This is a genomic window from Pontixanthobacter gangjinensis, assembly GCF_009827545.1.
Taxonomy (GTDB): domain Bacteria; phylum Pseudomonadota; class Alphaproteobacteria; order Sphingomonadales; family Sphingomonadaceae; genus Pontixanthobacter; species Pontixanthobacter gangjinensis.
Genome location: NZ_WTYS01000001.1, coordinates 2,449,356 through 2,463,537 on the forward strand (window position 1 = coordinate 2,449,356; position 14,182 = coordinate 2,463,537).

Here is a 14,182-nt window from a genome sequence, read left to right on the forward strand (position 1 = left end):
ATGAACGATCAAGCTCGACCTTCAACACTAAGAATGTCTTCCACGCTAAAGGTGCTAGCCAATTTCGTAAAATTCTTCGCGTGCTCTTACATCGCGCTCACCCTGCTCGGCATCGTGGCGGTTGGATATGTGACCTTCAAAGGGCCAGAAGATATAGCGGTCAGCACTGGGCCAATTGAGCCATCGGTGTCGATCTGGCCGATAATCCTTATTGTTGCAGGCCTGATGATTGCTGGCCTGATGATTGCTGGCCTGATGATTGCTGGCCTGATGATTGCTGGCCTGCTTTCTTTGATCGCAGTGGCCGATTTGATCGTCACCTCGCTAATCTGGATTTACAAAGCACACGCCAATCTGCGCGACCAGAATCTGCCAATGGATTATCCCCTCATGGGCCGTTGGCTGCTACATCGTTCCGGTCGCCAATTTGATCGTGCCGTTCCGTGCCATGCGCGAATTGCACAATCGCAGCCGCGGTGAAATTCCTGAACATACCCATTCAGGGGTAGAGGATGTTGCCGCCTGGTGGACGGCCTATATTACCGCCACCCTGATCTGGACCGCACTCGCGCTCAAGCTGATGGTCGATGTGTTGACAGATATCGTATTCATGACCCCGTGTTTGGATGGAATTCGGCCTGACCGGCTTTGCCCAGCTGCTGATGGTCGTCGCATCAATCATGCGGATAAAACTGGTTGGTGAGATTACGACCGCTCAGGCCAACTCAAGCAACGCTTGGAACGCTTTTGAGTAGGCCTACTTAGTCGGTGAATTCAATCGATAGCTTTAACAAACCGGCGTTCGACCGGCGCTAGCACTCCATTCAAGTCATGGCCTCGCTTCAATATCTGGCCATGTTCGCCGTAAAGCGCCCACATGCCCTGCTTGTTTCGCAAAGAAGGGCGTTTCTCTATCCGAGCCTGCGGCTTTTCAGTAGCCCGGCGGAATGCGGAGAACACCGCCACGTCGCGGGTGAAGTCCATGGCATAATCGCGCCATTCTCCGGCAGAGACCATTCGCCCATACAAATCCAAAATCCGCTGAAGTTCGTCGCGCGCAAACGCCGTCTGGGACGGCTTCCGGCCGGGAAATGCAATGATCCGCGCATCAACATGGTCCGCTATGCCCGAGCCAGAAGTTCTGCCAGCCACCATCAATCAATGGTCCCGCTGCGCTTTATTGGGGTGTCACTGCTGGACTTCATTGCATCAACATCTGCCCGGAGTGATTTCAACTGTTCTTCCAGATCGGCGATGCGTTTCGGCCCGGTTTCAATCAATTCCTCGCAAGGCTCATCGCATGGAGTGCCATAGGGAATGAAATCCTTGAGCCATTCTTCTGCCGGAACCAGTGTGGATCGAGCCTTCAATCCGATCATCGTCGCACCTTCTGGTACATCATCTGTGACCACCGCATTGGCGCCTACCCGAGCATGATCTCCAATTACAATCGGTCCGATAATCTGCGCGCCGGAGCCAATAATCACATGATCCTTCAACGTCGGATGCCGCTTCCCGCCAATGCCATTGGTCGGGTTCGTCCCGCCCAGCGTAACACATTGATAGATTGTGACATTGTCGCCAATCTCAGCCGTTTCACCGATCACTGTAAAGCCATGATCGATAAAGAAATTCTTGCCGATTTTTGCGCCGGGATGGATATCAATCGCCGTCAAAAAACGCGAAAAATGATTCACGAATCGTGCCAGGAAGAACAGCCGCCTTTGAAAGAGCCAATGCGCAATGCTGTGCATTCCCACCGCGAGAACGCCAGGGTAGATCAGCACTTCCCAACGGGAGCGAGGCGCGGGGTCGCGGGCGCGGATCGAATCCAGATAGGCTCTAAGCCTTGTGAACATATCCTGATTCTCCCATCATTTCCGGCACAGTGCAAGCGGTAGGCCAATGCAAATCTTCACAGCAGACGGCCCTGCTCCGGCCCCCGAATAGCTTCCAGCGCGTCCCGCCAAATGCCTAAAGTCGCCGGCGCTTTGCGCTCTAGGCTAAGCCGGTTAATCATCAACACCAGACGCTCAATTTCGGCAAAACTGCGTTCGGCCCGCGGTACCAGATAGGTAATCGCCCCTTCACCCAAAGCAAGGCCGTGCTGGATGGCAATGCTTTCAATCAGAAAAGCAAGCATTTCGTCATCGGGCGTCGCGATCTGAAGATTCAAGGCTGAGCCAAGGCGTGAGCCCAGATCTGGCAATTCAACTTCCCAGCCATCGGCATCGCTAATCAGCAACAATGGGCGCCCATCTTCTTGGGCCCGGTTCCAGCGGTGGAACAATTCGGTCTCGTCCCAAATGTTTGCTGAATCGATTACTTCGCCTTCACCTAAGGATTCAAACCAACGCCCCAACAGCGACTTTCCTGAACGTGGCTCACCAGACAGAATCGCCGTTTTAAACGGCCAGTGGCTTGGATTGCGTAGCGCCTCAATCACTTCAGAATTGGCATTGCCGATCACGATCCGGCCCGGATCGCCTGAACCTTTGCGAGACAGCGGCAGAGCAATTTGAGACATAGTCGGCAATCTTGCGCCGATTAGCGGCTAATGGCTAGTGCGTTGCTGCCCTGATTGACCGTAAAGCCCCGCCCCCGCAGCGCCGCTGCCAGGTCCGCAATGCTGCCGCCATACGTCACCGACATGACCGAAGTACCGCCAATTGCCAGACTGGTCGTGGCCGCACCGCGCACTCCGGAGGTTGCCCGCACCGCCGCAAGAGTGGCGTCAATTGCGCCCGCATCAGGGCTAGCGAATTGTACAACATAGCTGGACACCACTGCGGCTGTCGGCGCCGCCGCCGGGGTTTCAGACGCGGTCGCCGTTTCGCCTGATGCGGTGCTGGCTGCCAAGGCCTTATCAGCGCGTTCTTGAGCTGCCGCGGCACGGCCGATTTCGATCAACCGCTGCAGCACCGGATCCGCACCGCCGCCAAAATTGAGCGAGGGGTTGGGCTTGAGTTTACCATCAGCCAAGGCCTGACCGTAAATAATATCAAACCGCGCGACCGCTTCCTTAAGCATCCGCGGCAGATCAGCATCGTTCTTCGCGGTTAAGGTAAAACTGTCCAGGAAAGTGTTGTCCGGCCCATAACGGGCGGTAAATCCACCTTTTATGGGCCCACCCGGAAATTGATGCTCCAACTTGGCGATTGGAACCAGCACATCAGCTGCATCAAACTCGTCGAGGATATTGCGCCACCACAAACGGCTGCGACGTCCAACTTGACCAAAATTGAGCACCAAGGAATCACTGCCTGCGCCAGAGGGCCTGACGTAATTGATCCGGCTCGAACCCGCCTGATATTCAGCCCATGCGCGTTGCCATGGGTTGCGCTTTTCATAAACCATCTGCGAACCGGCTGAAAACGTCACCGGTATCAACAGCATTGGTGCAGAACGAGAAGCGCTAGCGCTGCTGCCTAAATAACGGCCAGCACGGCCCCGATCAAAGATGATACCCAAAGTGGCTATGTAGCGCTTCGCGCCGATTCGTTCTTGTTCGATCACAATCGCCGAAACCATCGATTCCAGCTGCGAATCGGAAACCGAAGGACCGCCAAGCTTGGCCCAGCCTTTGCGTTGCGCCTCGCGCCAGCCATTTTGGCGAGCGTCTTCAGCATCGTCACCGCGCACATCAACTTCAATCCCGCTCACGTCGATGTCACTGCTGCTGACAACCGCCGCAATACCTCGGTCACCCTCGACTTGGGCGGTTAAAACCCGCCCTGCAACAATTGCGAGCGCAAGCGCAAACAGCACCAGCATACACTGGAAAACAGCTCTCGTTTTGAGCGTGCGCGTCGAGGCGGTAGAGGCGAGATTATCGGTCATCGGGGAAAACTTCGGGCCTTTTGCCCAAAGGTGCGTGGAATTCCAAGCATGAATGGCTAAAGCCTGTGGTCATGTCCTCAAAAAAATCGTCACAAGACAGTTACACCTACGCCGGAGCCGGTGTCGATATCGACGCAGGCAACGCTTTGGTAAAAGCCATCGGCCCCTTGGTGAAAGCCACCGCAAGGCCAGGCGCGACATCTGAAATAGGTGGGTTCGGCGGGTTTTTCGATCCAAAGGCTGCCGGGTATCAGGACCCTCTCCTAGTCGCCGCCAATGACGGTGTCGGGACCAAGCTTAAGCTTGCAATTGATTTCGATCAACACGACAAGGTCGGCATTGATTTGGTTGCGATGTGTGTCAACGATTTGATCGTACAGGGCGCTGAACCATTGTTCTTCCTAGATTATTTTGCAACTGGAAAGTTGGAAACCGGCATTGCTGAACGCGTTGTCGCGGGCATTGCAGAGGGTTGCAAAATCGCCGGCTGCGCGCTGATTGGCGGCGAAACAGCAGAAATGCCGGGCATGTATTCCGCTGGTGATTATGATTTGGCAGGCTTCTGCGTCGGTGCGGTCGAGCGCGGCGAGCAATTGACCGGAGACAGGGTTGCTCCGGGCCAGATCTTGCTCGGCTTGGCCAGTTCAGGTGTCCATTCAAACGGCTATTCACTCGTCCGCAGGCTGGCTGCAGATAAGTCCTGGAAACTGGATGAACCTGCCCCGTTCGAATCAGGAAGAACACTAATCGAAGCTCTGATCGAGCCAACACGCATCTATGTGAAGAGTTTGCTGCCGGCGATTCGCGGTGGAAAGATTGCCGCTCTGGCCCATATTACCGGCGGTGGCTTGCTCGAAAACATTCCGCGCGTCTTGCCCGAAGGTGCACATGCCACAGTGGATGCTGACAGTTGGAAGCAACCGGGCCTGATGGCTTTTCTCCAAGAGCAGGGAAATATCGAGCCAGCTGAAATGGCCCGCACATTCAATTGCGGTATCGGCATGGTGCTTGCAGTTGACCCACAGCATGTTGCCGAACTGACTGTGCAACTGGAGCATGCAGGCGAAACGGTCTTGCAAATCGGCGTGATTGGCGAAGGCGCACGCGGATGCAGCGTTACTGGCTCAACTGAAACTTGGGCTGCTGGAACCGCATGGAAAGCCGAGCATTTTGCCTGATCAGGTGCCTGTGAAGTCCAAAATCGCGGTGCTGATATCTGGCACCGGAACCAATATGACGGCGCTGCTTTATGCAAGCCGGCTACCTAATGCGGCCTTTGAGATTGTTCTGGCCGCCAGCAATAATCACGATGCCGCAGGCCTGATGACAGCCAAATCCGAAGGCATTGCCACCTTCGCCCATTCTCACAAAGGAATGGACCGTGCCGAGCATGATAAAATCATGGAAAAGGCGGTCTTCGATGCCGATGCAGAATACATAGTTCTGGCCGGATATATGCGCATTCTCTCCGCACAGTTCGTGGAGCGCTGGAACGGAAAAATGCTCAATATCCATCCGTCGCTGCTGCCCAAATATCGGGGATTGGACACGCATAAGCGAGCCCTTGATGCTGGTGACAAGGTTGCCGGCGCTACGGTTCATATCGTGTCAAATGAACTCGATGCAGGTGAAATCCTTGGCCAATTAGAGGTCGCAATCCAGCCGGATGACACGCCCAAGACATTATCGGACCGGATACGTATCGCCGAACACCAGCTCTTTCCTCATGTCGTAAACGCCTATGTCAGCCGCGGGTACAGCGCAGATTGGCTATTTGACCGCGTCCGCACACTTGCCGTTGCGCTGCCCGAAGTGGAAGAACGCGAGAGTCATGGTTCACCCGGCTGGCGCACTGGCGGTAAGAGCGGCAAATATTTCGCCTATTTCAACAATCAGCATCACGGCGAACCGCATATTGCACTTTTGGCCAAGACTAGCGGCCAAGATGAAATGACCGCTTTGATCGAGCGCGACCCCGGCGCGTTCTTTCGGCCTGCCTATTACGGCGCAAGTGGGTGGGTCGGCCTGATCCTGAACCGGCCGGACGTCGATTGGGACCAGGTCGACCATTGGCTCCGACGCAGTTGGCAGGCAGTCGCTCCCAAACGATTGACGAGATTGATTGACGCGGCTGAAGAGTTCTAGGCGAATGCCGCCGCCTCGCCCTCATCCCTTGGCACGCGCACCTTTGGCCAGCCGACTCGATCGGCTGATTGGCAAAGCATGGGAACGTAGTTGGATGGACCGTGTGCCGCTCGACCCCGAAGAGCTAATCGAGCGAGGCAGTAAAGGCTTCGAGCCCGAAGATGAAGCTGGCGGACGCTCGGCAGATGATTTGGCCGATTTTCGAGAACGGCTAGACTCTCTTTGCAAAGCGATTGAATCCGAAGCGAATCTAAACAATTTGGGCCGAGCCTTCGCGTATGGTCAATTGGTCCGCGCGATCAAGCAGCGCTTTGCTCTCGGTGCTTTGTGGCGAACCCAGCCCGGCTTGCTGAAAACGGAAATTGCGCCCCCGATTATTGTAATTGGGCAGATGAGGTCTGGCACTACCCGAATCCATCGTTTGCTCGCGGCGGATCCTGCACTGGCTGCGACGCGGTTTTGTGACAGTTGGCACCCGGTTCCTGAAAAGCCCGATTTTCGGCCGGTGCGCGGAGCGCTGACCCTGTTTATGGCCCGCAAGCTAGACCCTTGGATCGATAGCCTTCATCCGTTCGGCGCTGCCCGTGCTGACGAGGAGCTAGGCTGGCTCGCATCTGCACTCGATCACAGCGCCTATGAGGCACAATGGCGCATTCCATCTTACGCGGCCTTCAGCGAAGCACGTGACCCGGCCCCCGTCTACCGCGAATTCGCGCGGCTACTACGGACAGATGCAGCGCATCAGGGTAACTCAAGTAAACCACGCGTAATCAAAACTCCGCAATTCGCCGAGGACCTGCCCGCACTACTCGCTCAGTTCCCCGATGGCCGTATCATCGTGGCGCGCCGAAATGATGAAGACACACTGCGCAGTTCGGTTTCATTGGTAGCAAACCAGATGGTCATCCAGTCCAACAATGTCGATCTGCGATGGATCGAGGCCGAATGGCAACGGAAACTCGCGTTGCGTTCGCAGCGGCTTGACGATGGATTGGCGCAGTCCAGAAATTTAGTATCAGAAGTTCACTTTGAAAGGCTCGGCTCAGATTGGGAAACTGAGATCGCGCACATTTACCAATCACTCGATATCTCGCTGTCCAGCGAAGCTTTAGTCGCCATGCGCAAGATACAAAAAAATGCCGCATCTTCGCCGCATCACGGACATGGCAACGACATGGCGAAGTTCCCAAAGGCTAGCTAGAACGGGGACCCCATCAGGTCGCCTGAAAAATTGTTTACTTTTCCGAGCGCGCCTCGCTTACAATGTCGCTAATTTCATCAAGCAAAGCGAGGCGCTCCTTCTTGAGGCTCTCGACACGCTCATCAGATGCACCTTCGACCTCAGCCACAATCCGGTGAACTTCTCGGTTCACCGCATGATATTTGTCAGCAAGTTTCACAAAATGCGCGTTACCAAGCTTCAATTTGTGAAGCAGTTCAGCATCCTTTGAGAATACTGCGCCAATTTCGTGAGGTGTATGTGCCATGCTGGTTCCCTTGCTTTGTTCGCAGCACCTTAGAGAGCAAGCTGGCAGACCGCTTTGCGTTAGATCAAATTGCAAATGAAAAAGCCCCGCCGGATCGCTCCGACGGGGCCAAAAAATTAACGAAGTAATTGCGCTTAGCCGACGATTTCGTCTTCGTTGAAGAAGTAAGCGATTTCGATCGCTGCATTTTCGTCCGAATCCGAACCGTGGACGGTGTTGGCTTCGATGCTTTCAGCCAGTTCCTTGCGGATTGTTCCGGGGGCAGCATCAGCCGGGTTGGTCGCACCCATGATGTCGCGGTTGGCTTGCATGGCGTTCTCGCCTTCAAGCACCTGCACGACAACGGGCCCACTGATCATGAAATCGACCAATTCACCGAAGAACGGACGTTCCTTGTGAACCGCGTAAAAGCCTTCGGCTTGATCGCGGGTCATATGGATGCGCTTCGAAGCGACGACGCGCAGGCCAGCTTCTTCAAGCATCTTGGTGACTGCGCCGGTTAAATTGCGCTTGGTCGCATCAGGTTTGATGATCGAAAAGGTGCGGGTAACCGCCATGAACAATTCCTTAGATTGGGAGGAGTAATATAGTTGCGCGCGCCACTAGCGCTGCAGCGCACAAATCGCAAGCATTATGGCTGCTCCCTCTTACCCAAGCTAGGCGACCTTAACCCACTTGCCTTCGTCCTGACGGAAGAAACTGCGCTCCAAACCATCAGAATTATCAAGTGAGCGCCAACAAGCGCGCGCTTGTTCCAAAGTGCTCTCACCAAACAACAGGAAGCTCCGTTCGAATTTGCTCGCATCTTCGCGCCAAATACCATCTGCGAATATCACGTGACTGGCACCATTGGCCGCTCCGCACTCTGGTGACAGGAGGATCGGTTGGCGCTCTGCCCCCGTCGCTGCAGCCTTGCCATTGGCAAGGAATTCAGCCGGGGCGGTATTCCACAAGGTCTTGCCGATTTGGTCCAACTGCGCCGGGTCTTCAGACACAACCAACAGCCGCTGGCCCGATCCCAGCACGCGCTGGGCAATCATCGCCACTACCCGGTCTGCCGGATCGCGGGAGAGTTGCCAGAAATCGACTTTCATCTGCTAGCTCCTATCCTACATCGGCTTGTTGCGTCGGCAGCGCTCGGAACAGTAGGTCACATTGTCCCAATCGCGTGCCCATTTTTTTCGCCAGTTGAACGGCAGCCCGCATGCTTTGCAAATTTTGCTCGGCAAATCCGCCTTTTTGCGCATGCGGGCCATTTCGTGGAACTAGCCTCCGCAGGTATCGCGCACGAAAGTATCGATCAAACGCACGCCAAAACCAGTTGCTCCCTTGTCCCAAGTCGCACCTGCTTTGTCGGCCCAGACCATTCCGGCAATGTCACAATGTGCCCATGGCGTATCATCCATGATGAACCGCTTAAGGAATTGCGCCGCGGTGATCGAACCAGCACCTTTGCCGCCAATGTTTTGCATATCGGCAATAGGACTGTTGATCATTTTGTCATAGGCAGGCGCAAGCGGCAGGCGCCACATTTTGTCGCCGCTGGATTTACCCGCTGATAACAAATTGTCAGCGATTGTATCATCATTCGCAAACAACCCGCCATGCTCATTACCTAGCGAAACGATGATCGCGCCGGTCAGCGTTGCGAAGTCGACGATCTGCTTCGGCTTGAATTCAACTTGTGTCCAATGAAGCGCGTCGGCGAGCACTAGGCGGCCCTCCGCGTCGGTGTTCAGCACTTCAATCGTTTGGCCCGACATCGAGGTCACAACGTCACCGGGCCGCGTTGCCTTGCCATCAGGCATATTTTCGACCAGCCCGACAACGCCCACAACATTTGCCTTGGCCTTGCGCTTCACAAGTGTCAGCATCGCACCAACGACCGCGCCAGAACCGCCCATGTCCCATTTCATATCGCCCATACCGGGGCCTGGCTTCAGCGAAATGCCGCCTGTATCAAACGTAACGCCCTTGCCCACAAACGCAGTTGGCTTTTCGCCTTTTTCACCGCCATTCCAGCGGATAGCGAGCATCCGCGAAGGTTGCTCCGAACCCACGCCGACGCAAAGCAGCGAACCCATGCCCAGTTCTTCCATTTGTGCGTCATCCAGAACAATCAGTTCTGCGCCAGTTCCGGCAAATTTTTCCTGACAACGCTCCACAAAGCTGACCGGAAATAGCTTGTTAGCTGGCTCTGCAACCAAATCGCGGGTGAATTCAACGCCGTCGGCAATCGCGCAAGCATCGGCCCAAGCTGCATCGATACCCTCGGCTGCACCAACGACTGTCACGCTGGTCAAGCTGATTTTCTGTTCGTCTTTCAGCTTCGTGCGATACAAATCATGCCGCCAGCTGCGAAGCCGCAAGCCGAGCAGCACGGACGCGGCAGAACCTGCATCCAGCCCGCTGCCGGAAAAATCCAATACCAGCGATTTTTCGCCGGACGTGAGATATTTAGCAGCCAATGCCGCGCCTGCTTTTTCTAGATTTGCACTGCGATCTTCTGCACCGACCTCCCCGGCACCAGCCAATGCAACACGAACTACATTGCCATCACGCTCTACAAACCCTTCAAACAATTGTCCGCCAGTCCCCTTAAAACGAGCTGCTTTGGCACCTTCCACGAGTGACTTTTCCAAAGTCTCTGGTGTATTGTCCTTGTCAGTAATATGCGCCACCAGACGCGCATCGGCTGGCTGGCTGGCTGAAAATTTGACCTGCATGGGTTCTCCAAAAAATGTGTTCATTGGCGCACATTGCGCCTGATTGGTCTAAGCGTGCGAGGACGCTGATGAATGGAATTGCGATTAGGCGGGGACGGTGCGATAGGCAAGCCATGCTACGCCGCTCGGAATCGATAACCCATTCAAGAATTGCGCACCGGATACTTATCCGAAACGCGCAAGCGCATCCGCCAGTTTTGGCGTCTGCGCTCGTTGCGCTTGCGCTGTGCGTGGGTAATGCAGATCCATCTGCCGCGCAGGATGTGGCTGAGGCAGCAGGAGATGCATCTCTGAATATCGCTGATCAAGCGATAGTAGAGCAAGAGCCTCGCCAGATCGACTTCGAAGCAAATACGATCGCGTTTGATTCGGAAAACGACATCGTCACCGCCAATGGCCGGGTCATCCTGCGCAGCGACGATCGCTCGGTGCTGGCAGAAACTGTCATCTGGAACCGCAGGACCGGACAAATTGTTGCAACCGGCGATGTTCGTTTCGTAGATGAAGAGGGCAACCAGCTTTATACAGACAGAATTGAACTCACCGACGAGTTCGATGCTGGGGCGATGGATAATTTACTGCTAGCTTTACGCGAAGGTGGCCGGCTGGCAGCCCGCGAGGGAGCCCGGGCAGCTGATGGCAGCATCACTTTGTCAGATGCGTCTTACAGCGCCTGTGCGGTGATTGATCCGGACAATTGCAATAAAGACCCCAGTTGGCGAATAATTGCTGACCGTGTCTCATATGATCCGGCGGAGAAACGGATCCGTTTTCGCGGTGCCTTTCTGGAACTTTTTGGCCAGCGACTATTACCCCTTCCCGGCCTCGCCGTTCGCACTGATGGCAGCGCGGTTTCCGGCATAACTGTTCCTGACTTTCGTATCTCTGAATCGAATGGCGTTGAGGTCCGCGCCGGCTATTATTGGCGGCTAGCCGATAATAAGGATTTAGCGGTAAACGGATATGTCTTCAGCGACGCTCCGCCGATGGTTTCTGGGCAATGGCGGCATTTGACCGACAAGGGCGCGTATCAAATCACCGGATATGCTACAAACAGCCGTCGAATTTCGCGGTTTAGCGGCGTTCCAACCAGCGAAAAGGACGCTCGCGGTTACATTTTTGCAAATGGGCGGTTTCAATTCAGCCCTGAGTGGAGTTTAACCGGTTCAGTCCGCGCCGCGAGCGACCGCACATTCCTGCGCCGCTACGATATTAGCCGTGATGACCGGCTGCGCTCGACGGTCAATCTCGAACGTATTTCCAACACATCCTACTTGTCGATAGCTGGCTGGGCAACGCAGACCTTGCGGCTCAATCAGCCGCAAGGCCAAGTTCCCTTGGTCCTGCCCGTTATCGATTATCGCAAACGCATCTCTGATCCTACGGGCCTTGGTGGCACTTTGGAATTGCAGGCGAACACGCTCGCCCTGTTCCGAGACCAAGGCCAAGATACACAGCGCGCTTTTGCCGGGGCTCGTTGGGATATGAAGCGACTGACCAATCTGGGCCAAGTCATTACACTGACCGGCATGGTTCGCGGCGATGTCTATTACAGCGACGAAAACGCATTCACCAACACAGCGATCTACCGCGGCCAGTCCGGTTGGCAAGGGCGCGGTATTGCGGTCGCTGCACTCGACATGGAATGGCCATTTGTAGGCGAAGCATTCGGCGGAACGCAGGTCTTCACTCCGCGCGTTCAGTTTGTGGCGAGCCCGCCCATTCGCAACCTCGCGGTGCCCAATGAAGATGCGCGGGCAATCGATCTGGAAGATTCCAACCTTTTCGCGCTCAACCGCTTTCCTGGTTATGACCGAGTCGAGGATGGCGCGCGCATTACATATGGTTTCGACTGGGAATTGCAGCGTCCCGGTTGGCGCGTAAAAACGACATTGGGCCAGTCATACCGCCTAGATACAGATAACAACATCTTGGTCGACGGAACCGGGCTAAGTGGGCGTGTTTCGGATGTGGTCGGGCGAACCGAAGTGCGGTTCCGCGACTTCGTTAAACTCACGCACCGCTACAGGCTTGATAAAGATAATCTCGCCATTCGCCGTAATGAATTTGATGCCACTGTTGGCACTAGGCAAACCTATGCCGAGATCGGCTATTTGCGGCTAAACCGGGACATCGCCGCCGGGATCGAGGATTTACAAGATCGCGAAGAATTGCGCATTGCAACCCGTGTCGCGTTTGCAAAATATTGGTCTGTTTTCGGGTCAGGTGTGTTCAACCTGACTGACAGAAACGAAGACCCGACACTTAACTCAGATGGTTTCGAACCAGTGCGTACGCGGCTTGGGCTTGCCTATAGTGATGATTGTCTGGAACTTGGGCTAACCTGGCGGCGCGACTACGTTACATCCGGAGATGCCCAGCGCGGCGATACATTCCAGCTCTATTTTGCATTGCGTAATCTTGGCTTTCGTTAGTTACTTTACTGGCAATTTTTCGCCGGAAATGGCTGGAACGCACAAGGAATGGCTTCTGGCTACGCCCGAGGATTGGCAGCGCGCATCAAACGCGCTATCGGCGGAAAAGTAGGGTTTCGAGCGCTCAGCGAAGGTTAAGCCGAACGCGTTCAAAAACAATGTCCCAAGGCGCATAGGACTGCGCTGCAAACGGAATTTACATGTGATTGAAATGACTTTTTCCAAGTTTTTTGGCAGTCTTGCCGCACTTGGCTTAGCAGCCAGCCCCATTGCCTTGCAGGCGCAGGATGTTGCGACTCGTACCACTGAAAATCCTCTCGGCATTCCTGCCGATGTAAACTTGCTGTCCGATAACGACCCGAATGTTCGGTCCGCCACGGCGTTGGTCAATGGCACAGTGATTACCGGAACTGACGTGGATCACCGCGTTGCTTTGCTAGTAGCCCAATCGGAAGGCGAATTACCGCCCGCAGAATTGCAGCGTGTGAGAATGCAAGTGCTGCGCAATTTGATCGACGAGACGCTGCAAATCCAGGATGCAAATGCACAGGAATTGCCCGTAAGCGATGCAGAAGTTGATCAACGATATGCGCAAGTCGCCAGCCAGAATTTCAGCGCTGACCCCGCCAGAATGGACAGCTACCTTCTGGGCATCGGCTCCTCGCCTGCATCACTAAAACGGCAAATTCGCGGTGAAATTGCGTGGACGAATGTCATTCGTCGTAACATCTCTCCGTTTGTAAACGTTTCCGAGGAAGAGGCGCGCGAGGAACTGGCACGCCGCGCATCCGAGCGTGGTACCGAAGAATATCGTTTGGGGGAAATCTACCTCAGCGCGACCATAGAGAATAGGGAAGCGGTTCTCGAAAACGCGAACCAGATCGTAGCGCAATTGCAACAAGGCGGCAATTTTGTAGCCTATGCCCGCCAGTTTTCTGAAGCTTCAACTTCTGCGGTCGGAGGAGACTTGGGTTTCGTCCGGCTCAATACACTGCCGAGTGAAATGGCCACACGCGCCCGTCAAATGTCCCCAGGGCAGCTAGTCGGACCGTTTGAAGTTCCTGGCGGTCTTGTGATCATGTATCTAATCGACAAGAGGCAACTCGGTATGGCTGATCCGCGCGATGCGATGCTTAGCCTAAAGCAAATCTCCATCGGATTTGACCCCAAATCAACCGACGAACAAACCAACGCACGCGTACAATTGTTTACCGATGCGGTCGCGCGGATGCGAGGGTGCGGAGATGCAAATGCCGTTGCGGCGTCAATAGGTGCCGAAGTGGTAGAAAATGAAATCCGCGCGCGCGCGCTACCGGAACAATTGCAAACACCGCTGCTCAGCATTCAAGTAGGACAAACGACTCCTCCGTTCGGTTCCGTTGCAGACGGCGTCCGGGTGCTAATGCTGTGTGGGCGCGATGATCCCCAATCAGCGGCAGCCGCTACAATTGAGCAAATCATCGAAGAGAAGGAGAATGAGCGCATTCAGAAACGTGCTCAACGCTATCTCCGCGATCTACGCAGCGACGCCTATATCGAGTACGACTGA

At 55.0% G+C, this 14,182-nt stretch carries 16 protein-coding genes; 7 read left to right on the top strand and 9 right to left on the bottom strand.

Annotation, left to right across the window (positions count from 1 at the left end):
* Together GRI36_RS13760 and GRI36_RS11670 are read left to right on the top strand one after the other, a co-directional pair.
* The gene (locus GRI36_RS13760; RefSeq protein WP_202392166.1) at positions 1-480 is read left to right on the top strand and encodes a phage holin family protein; all 480 of its coding nucleotides are present in this window, start codon (positions 1-3) and stop codon (positions 478-480) included.
* The gene (locus GRI36_RS11670; RefSeq protein ID WP_328598387.1) at positions 434-703 is read left to right on the top strand and encodes a hypothetical protein; all 270 of its coding nucleotides are present in this window, start codon (positions 434-436) and stop codon (positions 701-703) included. Before GRI36_RS13760 ends, GRI36_RS11670 begins: the two co-directional genes overlap by 47 nt.
* Before the next feature lie 71 nt (positions 704-774).
* Here the strand turns inward: GRI36_RS11670 and GRI36_RS11675 are convergent, their stop codons facing one another.
* Genes GRI36_RS11675 through GRI36_RS11690 form a run of 4 tightly spaced genes read right to left on the bottom strand, consistent with a single transcriptional unit; the run spans position 775 to position 3,840 of the window.
* Positions 775-1,155, bottom strand: a complete 381-nt coding sequence (locus GRI36_RS11675; protein ID WP_160598609.1) for a DUF2794 domain-containing protein — start codon at positions 1,153-1,155, stop codon at positions 775-777.
* Positions 1,155-1,859, bottom strand: a complete 705-nt coding sequence (epsC, locus tag GRI36_RS11680; protein WP_160598610.1) for a serine O-acetyltransferase EpsC — start codon at positions 1,857-1,859, stop codon at positions 1,155-1,157. The genes GRI36_RS11675 and epsC overlap by 1 nt, the downstream gene beginning before the upstream one ends.
* Before the next feature lie 56 nt (positions 1,860-1,915).
* The gene (locus GRI36_RS11685; RefSeq protein ID WP_160598611.1) at positions 1,916-2,527 is read right to left on the bottom strand and encodes a P-loop NTPase family protein; all 612 of its coding nucleotides are present in this window, start codon (positions 2,525-2,527) and stop codon (positions 1,916-1,918) included.
* A 20-nt stretch (positions 2,528-2,547) separates the two neighbouring features.
* Positions 2,548-3,840 (bottom strand): heavy-metal-associated domain-containing protein, encoded by a 1,293-nt coding sequence (locus tag GRI36_RS11690; RefSeq protein ID WP_160598612.1) that lies wholly within the window; start codon positions 3,838-3,840, stop codon positions 2,548-2,550.
* 71 nt (positions 3,841-3,911) lie between these two features.
* On the opposite strand from GRI36_RS11690, the gene purM reads away from it, so the two are divergent.
* From purM to GRI36_RS11705, 3 genes are read left to right on the top strand one after another with little or no spacing between them, the layout of a single operon-like run.
* Complete coding sequence (gene purM, locus GRI36_RS11695; protein ID WP_160598613.1) at positions 3,912-5,018, top strand: phosphoribosylformylglycinamidine cyclo-ligase; 1,107 nt, start codon at positions 3,912-3,914, stop codon at positions 5,016-5,018.
* Entirely contained in the window at positions 5,011-5,985 is a 975-nt protein-coding gene (gene purN, locus GRI36_RS11700) for a phosphoribosylglycinamide formyltransferase (RefSeq protein WP_268893855.1), read from the top strand. Before purM ends, purN begins: the two co-directional genes overlap by 8 nt.
* Before the next feature lie 4 nt (positions 5,986-5,989).
* Positions 5,990-7,186 carry a sulfotransferase gene (locus GRI36_RS11705; RefSeq protein WP_160598614.1) on the top strand — a complete coding sequence of 399 codons (1,197 nt, stop codon included), beginning with the start codon at positions 5,990-5,992 and terminating at the stop codon, positions 7,184-7,186.
* Positions 7,187-7,220: 34 nt separating this feature from the next.
* Here the strand turns inward: GRI36_RS11705 and GRI36_RS11710 are convergent, their stop codons facing one another.
* The 5 genes from GRI36_RS11710 to GRI36_RS11730 all read right to left on the bottom strand — a co-directional run bounded on the left by GRI36_RS11710 (position 7,221) and on the right by GRI36_RS11730 (position 10,198).
* Positions 7,221-7,472 (bottom strand): YdcH family protein, encoded by a 252-nt coding sequence (locus GRI36_RS11710; RefSeq protein WP_160598615.1) that lies wholly within the window; start codon positions 7,470-7,472, stop codon positions 7,221-7,223.
* 134 nt (positions 7,473-7,606) lie between these two features.
* Positions 7,607-8,029: a nucleoside-diphosphate kinase gene (ndk, locus tag GRI36_RS11715; RefSeq protein ID WP_160598616.1), complete on the bottom strand. Its 423-nt coding sequence runs from the start codon at positions 8,027-8,029 to the stop codon at positions 7,607-7,609.
* Between the two features lie 99 nt (positions 8,030-8,128).
* Entirely contained in the window at positions 8,129-8,566 is a 438-nt protein-coding gene (locus GRI36_RS11720; RefSeq protein WP_160598617.1) for a DNA polymerase III subunit chi, read from the bottom strand.
* A 15-nt stretch (positions 8,567-8,581) separates the two neighbouring features.
* Entirely contained in the window at positions 8,582-8,728 is a 147-nt protein-coding gene (locus tag GRI36_RS11725; protein ID WP_160598618.1) for a DUF2256 domain-containing protein, read from the bottom strand.
* A gap of 9 nt (positions 8,729-8,737) precedes the next feature.
* Positions 8,738-10,198, bottom strand: a complete 1,461-nt coding sequence (locus tag GRI36_RS11730) for a leucyl aminopeptidase (protein WP_160599221.1) — start codon at positions 10,196-10,198, stop codon at positions 8,738-8,740.
* A 113-nt stretch (positions 10,199-10,311) separates the two neighbouring features.
* Between GRI36_RS11730 and GRI36_RS11735 the strand changes: the two genes are divergently transcribed.
* Positions 10,312-12,633 (top strand): LPS-assembly protein LptD, encoded by a 2,322-nt coding sequence (locus GRI36_RS11735; protein ID WP_160598619.1) that lies wholly within the window; start codon positions 10,312-10,314, stop codon positions 12,631-12,633.
* A gap of 211 nt (positions 12,634-12,844) precedes the next feature.
* Positions 12,845-14,182 (top strand): peptidylprolyl isomerase, encoded by a 1,338-nt coding sequence (locus tag GRI36_RS11740; protein ID WP_160599222.1) that lies wholly within the window; start codon positions 12,845-12,847, stop codon positions 14,180-14,182.

Coding starts and splice junctions, on each gene's coding strand:
- GRI36_RS13760 (WP_202392166.1), top strand. CDS start 1: ATGAACGATCAAGCTCGACCTTCAACACTAAGAATGTCTTCCACGCTA.
- GRI36_RS11675 (WP_160598609.1), bottom strand. CDS start 1,155: ATGGTGGCTGGCAGAACTTCTGGCTCGGGCATAGCGGACCATGTTGAT.
- epsC (WP_160598610.1), bottom strand. CDS start 1,859: ATGTTCACAAGGCTTAGAGCCTATCTGGATTCGATCCGCGCCCGCGAC.
- GRI36_RS11685 (WP_160598611.1), bottom strand. CDS start 2,527: ATGTCTCAAATTGCTCTGCCGCTGTCTCGCAAAGGTTCAGGCGATCCG.
- GRI36_RS11690 (WP_160598612.1), bottom strand. CDS start 3,840: ATGACCGATAATCTCGCCTCTACCGCCTCGACGCGCACGCTCAAAACG.
- purM (WP_160598613.1), top strand. CDS start 3,912: ATGTCCTCAAAAAAATCGTCACAAGACAGTTACACCTACGCCGGAGCC.
- GRI36_RS11705 (WP_160598614.1), top strand. CDS start 5,990: ATGCCGCCGCCTCGCCCTCATCCCTTGGCACGCGCACCTTTGGCCAGC.
- GRI36_RS11710 (WP_160598615.1), bottom strand. CDS start 7,472: ATGGCACATACACCTCACGAAATTGGCGCAGTATTCTCAAAGGATGCT.
- ndk (WP_160598616.1), bottom strand. CDS start 8,029: ATGGCGGTTACCCGCACCTTTTCGATCATCAAACCTGATGCGACCAAG.
- GRI36_RS11720 (WP_160598617.1), bottom strand. CDS start 8,566: ATGAAAGTCGATTTCTGGCAACTCTCCCGCGATCCGGCAGACCGGGTA.
- GRI36_RS11725 (WP_160598618.1), bottom strand. CDS start 8,728: ATGGCCCGCATGCGCAAAAAGGCGGATTTGCCGAGCAAAATTTGCAAA.
- GRI36_RS11730 (WP_160599221.1), bottom strand. CDS start 10,198: ATGCAGGTCAAATTTTCAGCCAGCCAGCCAGCCGATGCGCGTCTGGTG.
- GRI36_RS11735 (WP_160598619.1), top strand. CDS start 10,312: ATGCTACGCCGCTCGGAATCGATAACCCATTCAAGAATTGCGCACCGG.
- GRI36_RS11740 (WP_160599222.1), top strand. CDS start 12,845: ATGACTTTTTCCAAGTTTTTTGGCAGTCTTGCCGCACTTGGCTTAGCA.